The following is a 14480-nucleotide window of genomic DNA, read 5'->3' as shown; positions in this document are numbered from 1 at the left end:
GACGCCGTGCTCGCCCGCGAGGGAGTTGAGCGCCGCGATCAGCTCCGCGCCGGAGTGAGCCTTGCCGTCGAGCGACACCGGCACGCCGTGCTCGAAGCCGATCTCGACGTAGGCGGGCGCGGCGGGGGCGTCCTCGGGCGCGCGCGTCCACTCGAAGACATCGGCAGGCGGCTCCTGCCACGGGTCTTCGAGGACGCCGCACTCGATGCTGCGACCCCACAGGTTGACATCCGTGCTGTACGGCCTCGCCTTGTCCGTCGGCACCGGGACATTGCGCTCGCGCGCCCAGTCCATTTCCTCCTCGCGGCTCACGCGCCACTCGCGGAACGGGGCGATGATCTCCATCTCCGGGTAGAGCACGCCGAAGGTGACGTCGAAGCGCACCTGATCGTTGCCCTTGCCGGTGCAGCCGTGGGCGACCGCCTGCGCGCCGTTGTCGCGCGCGACCTGGCCGACGATCTTGGCGATGAGCGGGCGCGCCATCGCGGTGGCGACGGGGTACTTGGCCTCATACATCGCGTTGGCCTTGAGCCCGCGAAAGACGTAGTCGCGTGCGAAGTCCTCTTTGGCGTCTATGACCACTGACTCCACCGCGCCGATGTCGAGCGCCTTCTTGCGGATGGCCTCGTAGTCCCGCTGCTCGCCGACATCAACCGCGACCGCGATGACGTCGAAGCCGCGCTCCTCCTGGAGCCATCTGACGGCGACGGAGGTATCCAATCCTCCTGAATACGCAAGCGCAACCTTTGCCATGTGGTCCTCCTTGATACTCTGTCGCAGGAACCGCCGAGGCACGAAGTCCGGATCGGGATTCCTGGATGGGCGATCTCCCCCTCCTCGGTGCCTTTATGCCGTTGTCGTTCGCCGCCGACCGCTCGCGGCGGGTGACCAGACTGACGGTTCACGGCGGCGGTGCGGAGCGCATCGCCCGGTTGATCGAGTACAGGAGATGCACGAACAGATAGAGCGCCACCACCGCGCCGGCCCCAAAAAGCACCTGGGACTTGCCGAGTGCTGTGAATCTACGCCCGAGATCCTGCATTTCCACGCCGAGTCCGCCGGACACGTCGCCCGGTGGGCCGAGCATCTTCCCCATGGTCATGAGCAGGGCGACGGCGGCGCCGACGACCACCCACAACTCGCCGATCAGCATGTTTATGCGGCGAGCCGGCAAGCCGCCTGCGCTGAGCCTGGTGACGAGCATGACGCTCAGCAGCAGGAGCGCCAGGATCACGACGGCGGCTATGGCGAGCGAATCGGACATGATATCAACAGCAACGGTTACGCGCAGAGCGTCGTCTGCTCCTGTCGGGCGGAGCATGCGCTCAGGCCGCAGCCGCCTCCGCCAAGGCCTCGTCGAGCGCGCTGAGTCCTGCGTCGGCCTGCGCGGCGGTCAGGATCAACGGCGGGATGAAGCGCAGCATGGAGTCGCCGACGATCTGGATCAGCACGCCGCGCCGCAGGCATGCGGACCGCACGTGCGAGGCCACCGGATCCCCTAGGTCCGCCGCGGCCATCATGCCCAGGCCGCGCACTTCAGTCACGACGGGGTGCTGTTCCGCGAGGCGCTTGAGGCCGGCTGCGAAGTGCGCGCCGATGTCGCGCGCGTTCTCGACGACCCCGCCCTCGATGATCGCGCGGACTCCGGCGAGCGCCGCCGCGGCTGCGAGCGCGCCCCCGCCGAAGCTCGATGCGTGGTCGCCGGGCACGAACGCCTGCGCGGCCTCGTCGGTCGCCAGCATCGCCCCGATCGGCATGCCGCTGCCGAGCGCCTTGGCGAGAGTGATCGCATCCGGCCTGGCGTCGTAGTGCTCGTAGGCGAACAGCTTGCCGGTGCGGCCGAGACCGGTCTGCACCTCGTCGAGAATGAGCAGAGCGCCGTATCGGTCACACGCCTCGCGGCACGCCGTCATGAATTCGGGAGTCGCCGGGTACACGCCGCTCTCTCCCAGTACTGGTTCGAGCATGACCGCGCACGTGCGGTCGTCCACCGCCGCGTGCAGCGCCTCGACGTTGTTGAATTCGACATGCTTGAACCCGGGCATGAGCGGCTGGAAATCGCCGTGGTATTTCGGCTGGCCGGTGGCGGCGAGGGTCGTCATGGTGCGCCCGTGGAAGGACTTGAGCATGGTCACGATTTCCGTCTTATCGGGGCCGTAGTTGACGCGGGCGTGCTTGCGGGCGAGCTTGATGGCCGCCTCATTCGCCTCGGCGCCGCTGTTGCAGAAGAAGGCGCGTGTGCAGTGGCAGACCTGACCGAGCAGGTGCGCCAGCTCCAACTGCGGCTCGGTGTAGAAATCGTTGGACATGTGGAGGAGGCGGCCCGCCTGCTCGCAGATGGCTTGCACCACCGGCGCCGGGCAATGGCCGAGCGCGGTCACCGCCCGCCCGCCAGCCACCAGGTCAAGGTAGCGATTACCCTCGGAATCCCAGACGTACGCGCCGTCGCCGCGCGTGATGACCATGGGCTGACGAATCTTCGCGTACACCGCGAACATGTTTTGGGATTCGATGGCTCTCGCTTCGTCTTGGTTCATTGCCGATTCCTGTATCGCCGGACTCTGCCCGTGCGGGCAGGCGTTCTACTCTTCCGCGTCGTCTTCGGGCGCGGCGGCGTAGTCGTCGTCTTCCTCATCCAACGCTGACTCGACCTCGTCCTCGAAATCGTCGCCGAGGTCGTCGCCGAACTCGCGGCCCATCTTGCGCGCCCAGCGCCGCAGCGCGCGGGGGTCGTCATCCGCGTCGTCAAGGTCAGCCAGATCGTCGAGATCCGTGTCCTCGCGGAACGAGGAGAAGCGCGACACGAGCTTGGTCAGTTTGTTGCCGCCGCAGCGCGGGCACTCAACGCCCTTGTCGCCGGCGACGACGCCGACCAACGCCGAGAACCGGCGCCGACACTCATCGCATGAGTATTCGTAGATGGGCACGAGTCATCACCCCGGAGTGCAGCGCGCGATTGCGCCCGCGCAGCGCTACGGCAGCACCATGGTGCCGATGCCCACGTCGGTGAAGATCTCCATAAGCAGCGCGTGCGGCGCGCGGCCGTCTATGATGTGGCAACGCGGCACGCCCTGCGCCAGCGCGTCGAGACAGGCTTCGACCTTCGGGATCATGCCCGACTCGACTTTGCGCTCCGCGATCATCTGCCGCGCCTGCTCGGTGGTTAGGGACGACACGAGCGTACTCACATCTTGCGCGTCGGCGAGGATGCCCGGCACGTCGCTGAGGACGATGAGCTTCGTCGCCTGCAGCGCGCCGGCGATGCTGCCCGCCGCCACGTCGGCGTTGATGTTGTAGGTCTGCCCGTCCTCGCCGAGACCGATGGGGGCGATGACGGGTATGTAGCCCTGCTCGCTGATGGTGCGAATCAGCGTCGGATCAACTCGCTCAATGGCTCCGACGAAACCGAGGTCCACTTCGCCGGCCTGCTTGGTGACCGTGAGCATGCCGCCGTGTTTGCCTGAGAAGCCGACCGCCTTGCCGCCGGCGGCGTGGACCGCGGCGACGAGATCCTGGTTGATGCGGCCCATGAGCGCCATCTCGACGATGTCCATAGTCTCGGCGTCGGTGACGCGCAGGCCGCGCACGAAGACCGGCTCCTTGCCGAGGCGGCGCATCATGTCGCTGATCTCAGGCCCGCCGCCGTGCACCAGCACCGGATTCATGCCGACGTAGCGCAGGAGCACGACGTCCTGAAGCACCATCGCCTGCAACTGCGGCTCGACCATGGCCGCGCCGCCGTACTTGATGACCATCGTCGCGCCCCAGTACTCGCGCAGGTACGGCAGCGCCTCGATGAGTGTGTTCGCTCGCTGCTGTAGGTCTTCAGTCATGGCTCGCGCTCACGTCGTGTAATGGGCGTTGATGCGGACGTATTCCTCGCTTAGATCGCAGGTGTACACCGTCGCCGACTGCGGGCCGGCGTGAAGGTCGAGATGGATCGTGATCTCGCGCTCGCTCACCGCCTGCGCCGCGCCTTTCTCGTCGAAGGGCAGCGGCGCGCCGGCGCCGACGACCGGAATCCCGGCCAACGACAGATCCGCCGCGCCCGGATCGAACTCCACGCCCGCCGCGCCCGCGGCGCCCATGATCCGCCCCCAATTCGGGTCTCCCCCATAGAGCGCAGTCTTGACCAGCGGCGAGTTGGCGATGGCCATGGCGACGCGCCGCGCCTGCTCGTATTCCTTGGTCCCCGAAACATGCACCTGGATCGTCTTCGTGGCGCCCTCGCCATCGGCGACGATCGCACGCGCCAGCCGGGCGGTTATGAAGTCGAGAGCGCGCTGAAACTTGCGGCGATCTTCCTCCTTGAGCACCTGCGCCCCGGAGGCGCCGTTGGCGAGCACGAGCACAGTGTCGTTGGTGCTCATGTCCCCGTCCACGGTGATGCAGTTGAAGGAGCGGTCGACCGCCCAACGCAGGGCGAGGTCGAGGTTCCGCGCCTCGATCCCCGCGTCCGTGGTGATGACGCAGATCATCGTGGCCATCGCCGGGCAGATCATGCCCGCGCCCTTGGCCATGCCGCCCAGGCGCACTCTAGCCCCGGCGAGTTCCATCTCCAGCGCCATTTCCTTCGGTCGCGTGTCGGTCGTGATGATCGCGCGCGCGGCCTGCGGACCACCCGACGGGCTGAGGGCGGCGCAGGCGGCAGGGATGCCGCTCCGCAAGGCGTCCATCGGCAGCGGGTGACCGATGTGTCCGGTCGAGGCGACCAGGACAAGATCGGCGTCAACACCAAGTTTCTCCGCGGCAAGGGCGGCCATCTCCTCGGCGTCGAGGCGGCCTTGCTCGCCGGTGCACGCGTTCGCATTGCCGCTGTTGATGACCACGGCCTGCGCGCGGCCGGAAGCGACCCGCGCCTGGCTCAGGAGCACCGGCGCCGCCTTGACCTGGTTCGACGTGAAGACGCCTGCGGCGGCAGCTTCGCGATCGCTGAAGACGACCGCGAGGTCATGTGCCTCGGACTCCTTGAGGCCGCACGCTACGCTGGCGGCGCTGAAGCCTTCGGCGGCGGTGACGCCTTCGCCGTCGAGCGCGTGCCAGAGCAGCGGGCTCACGCCGCCTGGCTCGATATCCTCGTTATCTTCAGTTGCCACGTGCGTCTCCCGGCAATAGAATGCCCCGGATAAACGGCAAGCTCGGTGATCCGGGCAGGCAGCAAGCTCCTGCCTCATAGCTTGGGCTGTCTTATGCCCCTCCGCGTTCAGCGGCGTTTGTCTGCGGCTGATCCGAGTTAGGGATACGGCCCCGGCTCCGAGATCGCCGTGGCTTCCTCGAAACCGCACATGATGTTGAAGCACTGGACGCAGGCGCCCGACAGCCCCTTGCCCAGATTGTCGAGAGCGGACAGGGTGATCGCGATGCCCGTGCGTTCATCCACCCGCGCGGTGACCTGGCACAGGTTCCACCCCGCGGTGTGTTTCGTATGCGGGTAGGTCTTCTCGTCGAGCACCTGGATGAACGGCTCGCGCGCGTAGAACCGCCGCATTTCCTCGATCAGTTCCCCGGCCGCGGCCGGGCGGCACAGCGGCGCGTATGCGGCGGTGGCGATCCCGCGGGTCATCGGCACGAGGTGCGGCGAGAAGGTCACGGTCACGGGCGACCCGGCGATCGCCGACAGCTCCTGCTCCATTTCGGGCGTGTGCCGGTGGCTCGCCACCTTGTAGGCCGAAACGTCCTCATTTGCCTCGGGGTAGTGATAGGCGAGTTCGAGCGCGGTCCGGCCCGCGCCGGAGACCCCCGACTTGGAGTCAACGATGAGCTTGTCCGCATTGACGAGGCCCGCGGACACGAGCGGTGCCATCGCCAGTATCGCGCCGCTCGGATAGCATCCGGGCGCAGCCACCAGCCGCGCTTCCCGCATCGCCGCGCGGTGGAGTTCCGGCAGCCCGTATACCGCCTCAACCAGAAGCTCGGGATGCGGGTGCTCTACGCCATACCAGCGCGGGTAGGCGGCGGCGTCGCGCAGCCGATGATCCGCGCTGAGGTCAATGACGCGCTTGCCCTTCGCCAGCAGCGGCGGGACGAGCTCCATCGCCTGCCCGGAGGGCAGCGCGAGAAAAGCGACCTCGGATTCATGGGCCAATCGGTCGGGATCAAGGCCGTGGAGTTCGACTGTAACGCCGTGCAGATGCGGATACACTTCGTCCATCCGCTTGCCAGAGTAGGTCTCGGAGGTCAGGTAGGCGAGTTCGACCTGCGGGTGCTGCTTGAGCAGCCGCACCAGTTCGACGCCACCGTATCCCGTGGCTCCCGCTATGCCGACTCGGATCATGGCTGATTCACGTGCCGTTTCGGATGTCTCGCCGCGGGAACAGTCGGCGGCGCGCGGCGCCGCCAAGCGCGCTCCTCAGGCGTCGTGTGAATAGATCAGGCCAGGAAAGCCGGCTGTCGTCGCCGGCCCCGCGATTATACTACATTCGCAGGACGCAGGACAACTCGCGCGCAGCGCGAGATGCGCGGCCCCGCGGTGTCCGCCGCAGGTCTTGCGTTGGCGCCGCGCACGGCTTATGATATGACCTGGCTTTCGGCGCTGATATGTCAAGGCGCCGCGCCCCGTGTCTGTCGGAGTGGATCGAATGGCGGAAGGCGACAAAGGCGAAACCCTAACGCAGCAGCTCGCCGAGCTGCTGAGCGCCGGGCGTACTGCGGAGGCCGCGCAATTGCTCGCCGTCAGTCATCCCGTTGACGCGGCGGCAACCCTGGAGGATCTTCCCGAGGAGATGCGGCAGACCGCGTTCGCGCTGCTCAGTGACGAGCGCGCGGGCGAGGTGCTCGACGAGGCGGATGACGAAGTCGCCTCCGAGCTGGTATCTGCCCTGACCACCGAACGCGCGTCCGACATCGTCGAGGAGATGCCCTCCGACGAGGCGGCGGATCTCCTGGCGGATCTGCCGGAAGAACGGGCGGAGGAGTTGCTGAGCGCGATGGAGGCGGACGACGCCGCGCGCGCCAGGGAACTGCTGCAGTACGACGAAACGTCGGCCGGCGGGCAGATGGCGTCGGAGTTCGTGGCCGTGCCTGAGGACCTGACGGTCGGCGAGGTAACCGAGCGGCTGCGCGAGCTGATACCCAAGGCCGAGTTCGCGTACTACGTGTACGTGGTGGACGCTGAGGGGCATCTGCGCGGGGTGACGTCGCTGCGAGAGCTGCTCACCGCGGAGCCGCAGCAACCGGTGTCGGAGATGATGCGCCGCGACCTGATATGGGTCAGCCCGGAGGTGGATCAGGAGGAGGCGGCGCGCGTCGTGGCGCGCTACGATTTGCTGGCAGTGCCGGTGCTCGCGGCCGACGGCCGCATGGTGGGAATGATCACCGTGGACGACGTCGCCGAGGTCATGGAGGAAGAAGCCGAAGAAGACGTGCATCAGATGTGGGGGGCAGAGGTTGGCGGCGGGAAATCGTTGCGGGAGGCGCCGCTCAAGGCGCTGCTTTCGCGCACGCCGTCGTTGGCTGCGGGGCTTGCCGCGGGACTCGTGGGCGCGGCGTTGGTGCGCATGTACGACGAGGTGCTCGCACCGCAACTCATCGTGGCGCTGCTGGTTCCGCTGCTGCTATTGGTCACGGGCGCGACGTCGAGTCAGGCCACGAGCAGCGTCGCGCGCGCGACGCTCCCGCTGGTGGCGGATCCGGCGGAGCCATGGCGCAGCGTGAGCCGGGAGATGAAGGTAGCCGTGGTGCTGAGCGCCATCGCGGGTGCGTGCGCGCTCGCTGCCGCGGCGATCTGGGGCGGGCCGCTCGCGGTGGCGTGGGCGATCGGGATCGCAACGGCGCTGGCGACCGCCGCGGCTTCTATGGTCGGCTGGCTCGCGCCGCTGGTGTGGGCGAGACTGGGCGGCCAAGGGACGGCGGCGGCGTGGTTCGCGCGCGCAACGGCGGACGTCGCCGCGCTGGTGGTGTACTTCGCAGCCGCCGCGTACCTGCTGACTCGCGGTGTGGGCGCGGTGCAGGGCTGACCGGTCGCACGACGCGGGCGCGCGACGGCGACTCGCGGACCGCTGCGACGAGGAGTCGCCACGATACGGCGCGGGGAGTGGCGCTGCGTGAGTTGCCGCGCCGGAGACATCCGCGCGGCGCCACGGGCTGTCTTGACAAGCCCGGTGAATCGGGATACAACAAGTTAGGTTGCGTCAATGCGCGGGGCGCGTCAGCGCCCTTGGGTTCGGGGTACGGGAGGCCGTATGTTTTCAAGAGTTGCTCTCGCGAAGATGATAGACCACTCTCTCCTGCGTCCGGAGGCGACTGAGGAGGAGATCGTCGCATTCTGCGAAGAGAGCCGTCGAGAGCACTTCGCAACCGTGATGGTGTACCCGTGCTGGCTGACGGTGGCCGCGCGATGCCTGCGCGACTCCGACGTGAAGCTGGGCACGGTGGTCGGGTTTCCCTTCGGCGCGACAACCACGGCGTGTAAGGTGTTCGAGGCGAAGCATGCGATCACGACGTACGCCAGCGAATTGGACATGGTGGTCAACATCGGGGCGCTCAAGTCGGGCAACCTCGATTCCGTCCGGCGCGACATCGAAGAGGTCGTAACCGCCGCGGAGATGACACGGCTCACCGCGAACGGTGAAGAGGTGCTGGTGAAGGTGATCCTCGAGACCGGCCTCACGACTCGCGAAGAACAGGAAAAGGTGTGCCGCATCGTCCAGGAAGTGCGGGCTCATTTCGTCAAGACTTCGACGGGCTTCGGTCCCCGCGGCGCCAGCGTCGAGGACATCCGCTTCCTGCGCCAGGCGGTGGGCCGTGACATCGGCATCAAGGCGGCCGGCGGCATTCGCACGTACAAGCAGACCCTCGAGTTCATCAACGCTGGCGCCGACCGCATCGGGACCAGCTCGGGCGTGGCCATCCTCGGGGGCTATGACAAAGTGGAAGAACCCATCGCGGAGGAGGCCCTGGGAAAGGAGTAGGCTCGCGCCGCGGCGGGCCGTGTCCGGCCATGCCTCGCCCTCGCCTGTATCGCGTATCCGCCCTCGTCCTGCGCCAGCGCGACCTCGGCGAAACCGACCGCATCCTCGCCTTGCTGACCCGGGAGCGCGGCAAAGTCGTCGCGGTGGCCAAGGGCGCGCGCCGCCCGCGCAGCAAGCTTGCCGCGGGAGCCCAGCTTTTCTGCTGCTCCAACTTGCAGCTCGCCGCCGGCGCCAATCTCGACATCGTCACCCAGTGCCAGGTGCGCGAGCCGTTCTACGGGCTGCGCGAGGACCTGACCCGACTGTCGTACGCGAGCTACTTCGCGGACCTCGTGGACAGCTTCGTCGAAGAGCAAGACGGCAGCCAGCAGCTCTTCGATCTGCTCTACGCCGCACTCGCCCAGGCCGAGCACAGCGATCAACTGGAACTGCTGGCGCGCGTGTTCGAGCTGCGGCTGCTCAACGCGCTCGGCTACGCGCCCGAGCTGGGCGCATGCATTCGCTGCGGAGAGGAACTGGGGGACGACTGGGTAGGTTTCTCGCCGGCCCTGGGCGGGGCGATCTGCCGTCGCTGCGCCGAGGCGGAGCAGAACTGGCGGCGCCTGTCGGCGGGCGCTCTGCGTACCGCGCGCATCTGCGTCAACGCGTGGCCCGGCCTGTTGCCGAGAGTGCGCCTGACGCGCGTCGTAGCCGCCGAACTCGCCGTCGCTTTGCGCTCATACGTGGACTACTATCTCGGACGGCGGATGCGCTCCGCATCATTCCTCGAAGCGCTGCCGGGGCTGCTCGCGGCGCCGCAGCGCGCGGCTCCCAACGACGCTGCCGATGACTAATCGCGACACAGCGCGCGTGCTCGAAGAGATCGCGGATCTCCTCGAAATCAAGGGCGAGAGCCCCTTCAAGGTACGCGCTTATCAGCGCGCGGCGCAGGCTATCGAAGGCCTGTCGGAGCAGCTCTCTGATATGCGCGGGAAGACGCCGTTCACCGACATCCCCGGCATCGGCGCCAGCATCGCGCGGAAGATCGAGGAATTGCTCGATACCGGCACCTGCGCCTTTCACCAGGAGCTGTTGGCCGAGTTCCCGGCAAGCCTGACCGCGCTGCTCGGCATTCCGGAGATCGGCCCACGCAAAGCGCAGATCCTCCACGACCAACTCGGGATCACCAGCGTGGACGAACTCGAAGAAGCCGCGCGCGCGGGCAGGCTTCGCGATCTGAAGGGCTTCGGCGCAAAGACCGAGGCCAATATCCTGCGCGGCATCGAACGGCTGCGGGTGCACAAAGCACGCTTGCCGCTCGCCGAGGCTCATCCCCTTGCCATGGAGGTGGTGGAGAGCCTAGTGCTCGCCGCGCCGGTCGAGCGCATCGAACCCGCGGGCAGCATCCGCCGCATGCGCGACACCATCGGCGACATTGACATCCTGGTCACGTCGTCCGAGCCCGAGGAGGTGATGTCGGCGTTCGTCTCCCTCCCCGTTGTTCATCAAGTCGTCGCGCGCGGAGGGACCAAGAGCAGCGTCGTCAGCGCGAGCGACGCGCAGATAGACGTCCGCGTGGTGGAACCGGAGAGCTTCGGGGCGGCGCTGCAGTATTTCACGGGCTCAAAAGAACACAACGTGCGGCTGCGCGAGTCGGCGGTGCGGCGAGGCCTGCGGTTGAGCGAGTACGGGGTGTTCGAGGTCAAGACCGACCGGCGCGTCGCCGGGGCGACCGAGGAGGAGGTGTACGCCGCGCTCGATCTGCCGCTCATCCCGCCGGAGCTGCGCGAGGACCGCGGCGAGATCGCGGCGGCTCAGCGCGGCGAGCTTCCGCAGCTCGTCACCGTCGAGGATATCAAGGGCGACCTGCACGTGCACACGAAACGCACCGACGGCCATCATACGATCGAGGAGATGGCGGAGGCCGCCAAGGGCGCGGGGTACAAGTACATTGCGATCTGCGATCACTCGAAGTCAGTGGGCATGGCGGGCGGCCTGTTTGACGATGCGCTGTTGGAGCACGTCGAGGAGATCAGAGCGGCCAGCAAGCGCATCAGGGGGCTGACGATTCTCGCGGGCACGGAGTGCGACATTCGCCGCGACGGGAGCCTGGACTACCCCGACGACGTGCTTGCTCAACTCGATTTCGTCATCGCCGCGGTGCACTCGGGCTTCAAGATGGATGCGGACAGCATGACGTCGCGCATCATCGACGCCATGAAGAACCCCTACGTGGACGCCCTCGCCCACCCCACCGGTCGCATCATCGGCAGGCGCGATCCGTACGAGGTGGACGTCGAGCGATTGCTCGCGGCCGCGGCGGAACTCGGCGTCGCGATGGAGATCAACGCCTATCCCGATCGCCTCGACCTCCGCGACATTCACGCGCGGCGAGCGAAGGAACTGGGCGTGAAGATCATCATTAACACGGACGCCCACGACTGCGACCACCTGCGGCTCATCACGTACGGCGTCGCCACCGCGCGGCGCGGGTGGCTGGAGCCGGAGGACGTGCTCAACACGCTGCCGCTCGCGGCGCTGCGCAAGCAACTGCGGAGGAATCGCACGCGTGCGGCGTAAGCGCGGCGCATCGGATTCAGGTTCCCCGGGCGGCCGGCCTGGCCGGCCGTTCCCCCGCGAGTTCTACCTGCGCCCGACGATCGAAGTGGCCCGTTCGCTACTCGGCGCGCTTCTCGTCCATGAGACGGCTGAGGGTCGTGTCGCCGGCTACATCGTGGAAACCGAGGCATACCTCGAAGGCGACCGGGCGTGCCACGCGGTGCTGCGCGACGGTGATCGCTGGGTGACGAAGATGACCGCGCGCAATCGCCGGATGTTCGGGCCGCCGGGACATGCGTACGTCTATTTCATCTACGGGAATCATCATTGCCTCAACGTCGTTACCCAGGAGCAAGGCGTCCCCGAGGCGGTGCTCATTCGCGCGGTGGAGCCCGCGGAGGGCATCGCGCTCATGCGACGACGGCGGGCGCTGAATGCGGCGCGCTCGATCCGAGCCGGTAATGACCGCAACCTCGCGAGCGGCCCGGGCAAGTTGACCCAGGCCTTCGGGATGGACATGACCTGCAACGGCGCCGACCTCACGGGCGGCCCGCTGCGCATCGAGCCGGGGCGCGATACGCGCCGTGACGACGTCGCGGCGCGCCGCCGCATCGGCGTCAAGCCCGGGTGCGACGAGCCATGGCGATTCATCGTCGCGGGCAGCCCGTGGCTGTCGCGGCCATAGCCGCGCGCAGCTTCAGCCACGAGCCGTTGTCGCGAGGCTTGACAAGACCACGCCGATGCCGCGCTGCCGATCTTGCCAAATCGGGGTTGATGTGCTAGCATCCATGTGGAACAAGAGAGTAATAGGCACAGTGCAGAAACCCTGCAGTGCGCGTGCTTGCCTTCAGAAGTTTTGAGCCAACACTCATAAACTGGGAGCTTAAGCCGGCCGGTTGAGTGGCAGCTTCCCGTCTGCGGGAAGAATCGCGAAGCGGTCGCATAGAGCACCCACCTGCTTAGGCGGGTTCAAAAACGGAGAGACACACGGCACATGCGGGGTTTCTCTTTTCCACCGGCTCCCCCGAGTGATCGCGGGAGCCGGTCGCTTTTTTCTGCGCGTCGCCATCGGCGCCTGCGGCTCAGGCGACGGTTACCCAATCACTGCCGGACGCCGAACGGTACGCGGCGTCCATCACGCGCTGCACCGCGAGACCATCTTCCAGTGACGGGCACCCGGCGCGGCCGGCGGCGACGTTTTCCAGGAAGCTGTGGATGCTCGCGACGTGGAAGCGCAGCCAGCCGACCGTGTTTTTCGGCACCGCCAGCGATGCCGGCGCGGGATAGCGCTGCACCGACTCGATGCGGGTGAACCCCCTCATGCCGCCCAAGGGCTCCTCGGGCAAGCGGTTGTCATAGACGTACAGCCAGTTGGGATCCATCAGGTTGAACGCAATCGCACCCAACCGACCGTGGATCTCCAGCCGAATCTCGTCGCTCGCGCCGGTTGACACGCGCGACGCTTCGAGGGTACCGACGGCACCGCACGCCAGCTCCGCCTGCATCCACACCGAGTCGTCAACCTCGACCGGCGCGGTGTCGGCGGAGCCCTTGCTCACCGGCCGGCGCGACGTGAAGATTCTCGTCATCGCTCGCACCTCCCGGAAGTCGCCGAGCAGATGGCGCACGAGGTCAATGATGTGCGAGCCGAGATCGAGCAGCGCCCCTCCCCCGCTCCGCGCGGCGTCGAGCCGCCACGACATCGGCCGCTCCGGGTCAACGTACCCGGCGTGGAGATATACGGCACGGAAACACAGCGGCTCGCCGAGAAACCCTTCGCCGATCAATTCCTTCGCGCGCATCAGCGCCGGGACAAAGCGGTAGTTGAAAGCCATCTGGTAGGTGCGCTTGCCCTCGCGCGCGGCGGCGCAGATGGCCTCGGCTTCGGCCACATCGCGTGCCAGCGGCTTGTCACAGTAAACGTGCTTGCCGGCCTCGATGGCGGCGACGACGACATCGCGGTGCGTGTCGTTCGGCGTGCAGCAGTGGATGATGTCGATGTCGTCGCGCTCCAGGAGTCCCCGATAGTCGTCGGTGCACATCTCGTACCCGCCCTGGCGCATCGCGCGATCGCACGTCGAGGGCGACGACGTGCAGACGCCGACGAGCCTCGCTGCGACCGGAACCGGGTCGTAGAAGATGGAGAGCGTACGGTAGGCGTAGGTGTGAACCTTGCCCATGAAGCCGTAGCCGACCATGCCGACGCCAAGTACTTGCGGTTGATTCATCATGTTCACCTCGGGTTACAGCGCGACTGCCTCGATCGCGGCCTCGGAAGCTTGCCGTCCGCGACGGGAAGGTCCGGCTAGTTCTCCCGCCCCGTGCGCAGCTAGCTTGCCGGCTCCCACTCGTAGGTCGCATTGCCGCGCACCCAGCCGCCGACCCACTCCGACCACACCCGCTCGCCGGTGACCAACTCGGTGACGAGACGCGCGTTTTCCTCGATCTCCTCGAAGCGCGACATGCCGACGATCACGCCGTCGGTGGGCTTGATCCGTTCCAACGCGAACGCGAACGCCTCGCGGGGTTCGACGCGCCCGGCGGCGAGGATCTTGAAGGCGAGCACCGGCCTGGGGCAGTCGCGGATGGTACGCGCGACGAGATCCGTGTCCGCGGCGGCGAAGTACGCGACCGGGTTGATGGTCTGCATGTAGAACTCGGCGCCGCAGTCCTGCTCCTCGGCGATACGCAGGACTTCGGGGTTGTGGCACGCAATGCCGGCCGTCATGCCGAGGTCCTTGATCAATGCCAGCCAGTCGGCGACACGGGCGATAGTGCGGGATTCGAAATCGGTGAGCTGCTCGGTCAGGCCGCCGTGGATGTAGCAGCCGATGGCGCCGAGTTCCGCCACGCGCCTGATGCATTTCTCGGTGCCGTCAACGCCGCCGACGCTTTGCGCGATCCAGCGCAGGCCCCTGCCGTGCCGGTCCCAATAGGACTGGACGATATCGCCGATATGCCGATCGCCGCGTGCCTGGATGCAGTCGATGCCGTGGGCGACGCAGGATTGCAGGAACTCAACAGTCCGCTCGG

14 protein-coding genes and 1 other RNA gene are annotated in these 14480 nt (G+C 67.2%); 6 read left to right on the top strand and 9 right to left on the bottom strand.

Going from position 1 to position 14480, the window contains the following annotated elements:
• From JSV65_13860 to JSV65_13830, 7 genes are all read right to left on the bottom strand, one after another.
• On the bottom strand, positions 1–753 hold a 753-nt coding region (locus JSV65_13860), incomplete at its 3' end, for an argininosuccinate synthase (GenBank protein UCH33640.1).
• Between the two features lie 148 nt (positions 754–901).
• The gene (locus tag JSV65_13855; protein ID UCH33639.1) at positions 902–1321 is read right to left on the bottom strand and encodes a hypothetical protein; all 420 of its coding nucleotides are present in this window, start codon (positions 1319–1321) and stop codon (positions 902–904) included.
• 4 nt (positions 1322–1325) lie between these two features.
• Complete coding sequence (locus JSV65_13850) at positions 1326–2537, bottom strand: aspartate aminotransferase family protein (GenBank protein ID UCH33638.1); 1212 nt, start codon at positions 2535–2537, stop codon at positions 1326–1328.
• Between the two features lie 45 nt (positions 2538–2582).
• On the bottom strand, positions 2583–2927 hold the full coding sequence (locus JSV65_13845) for a zinc ribbon domain-containing protein (protein UCH33637.1): 345 nt from the start codon (positions 2925–2927) through the stop codon (positions 2583–2585).
• A gap of 45 nt (positions 2928–2972) precedes the next feature.
• A complete protein-coding gene (argB, locus tag JSV65_13840) occupies positions 2973–3833 on the bottom strand; it encodes an acetylglutamate kinase (protein UCH33636.1) in 861 nt (286 codons plus the stop codon).
• Between the two features lie 9 nt (positions 3834–3842).
• The gene (gene argJ / locus JSV65_13835; protein UCH33635.1) at positions 3843–5174 is read right to left on the bottom strand and encodes a bifunctional glutamate N-acetyltransferase/amino-acid acetyltransferase ArgJ; all 1332 of its coding nucleotides are present in this window, start codon (positions 5172–5174) and stop codon (positions 3843–3845) included.
• Positions 5175–5233: 59 nt separating this feature from the next.
• Positions 5234–6274, bottom strand: a complete 1041-nt coding sequence (locus JSV65_13830) for an N-acetyl-gamma-glutamyl-phosphate reductase (protein UCH33634.1) — start codon at positions 6272–6274, stop codon at positions 5234–5236.
• Positions 6275–6578: 304 nt separating this feature from the next.
• On the opposite strand from JSV65_13830, the gene mgtE reads away from it, so the two are divergent.
• The 6 genes from mgtE to ssrS all read left to right on the top strand — a co-directional run bounded on the left by mgtE (position 6579) and on the right by ssrS (position 12454).
• Positions 6579–7955 carry a magnesium transporter gene (gene mgtE / locus JSV65_13825; protein ID UCH33633.1) on the top strand — a complete coding sequence of 459 codons (1377 nt, stop codon included), beginning with the start codon at positions 6579–6581 and terminating at the stop codon, positions 7953–7955.
• Positions 7956–8180: 225 nt separating this feature from the next.
• Positions 8181–8909 (top strand): deoxyribose-phosphate aldolase, encoded by a 729-nt coding sequence (deoC, locus tag JSV65_13820; GenBank protein UCH33632.1) that lies wholly within the window; start codon positions 8181–8183, stop codon positions 8907–8909.
• A gap of 29 nt (positions 8910–8938) precedes the next feature.
• Positions 8939–9742 (top strand): DNA repair protein RecO, encoded by an 804-nt coding sequence (gene recO / locus JSV65_13815; protein ID UCH33631.1) that lies wholly within the window; start codon positions 8939–8941, stop codon positions 9740–9742.
• The gene (gene polX, locus JSV65_13810) at positions 9735–11468 is read left to right on the top strand and encodes a DNA polymerase/3'-5' exonuclease PolX (protein ID UCH33630.1); all 1734 of its coding nucleotides are present in this window, start codon (positions 9735–9737) and stop codon (positions 11466–11468) included. The genes recO and polX overlap by 8 nt, the downstream gene beginning before the upstream one ends.
• The gene (locus JSV65_13805; protein UCH33629.1) at positions 11458–12132 is read left to right on the top strand and encodes a DNA-3-methyladenine glycosylase; all 675 of its coding nucleotides are present in this window, start codon (positions 11458–11460) and stop codon (positions 12130–12132) included. The genes polX and JSV65_13805 overlap by 11 nt, the downstream gene beginning before the upstream one ends.
• 135 nt (positions 12133–12267) lie before the next feature.
• Positions 12268–12454: non-coding RNA, 6S RNA (ssrS, locus tag JSV65_13800), on the top strand.
• A 75-nt stretch (positions 12455–12529) separates the two neighbouring features.
• Here the strand turns inward: ssrS and JSV65_13795 are convergent.
• The gene (locus JSV65_13795; GenBank protein UCH33628.1) at positions 12530–13678 is read right to left on the bottom strand and encodes a Gfo/Idh/MocA family oxidoreductase; all 1149 of its coding nucleotides are present in this window, start codon (positions 13676–13678) and stop codon (positions 12530–12532) included.
• Positions 13679–13776: 98 nt separating this feature from the next.
• Positions 13777–14480, bottom strand: a 704-nt coding sequence (locus JSV65_13790; GenBank protein UCH33627.1) for a hypothetical protein, incomplete at its 5' end; no start/stop codon positions are given.

It is taken from the genome of Armatimonadota bacterium (genome assembly GCA_020354555.1).
Taxonomy (GTDB): Bacteria; Armatimonadota; Hebobacteria.
Note: the sequence above shows the minus strand (reverse complement) of the source record. Positions and strands in the feature narration are given on the sequence as shown.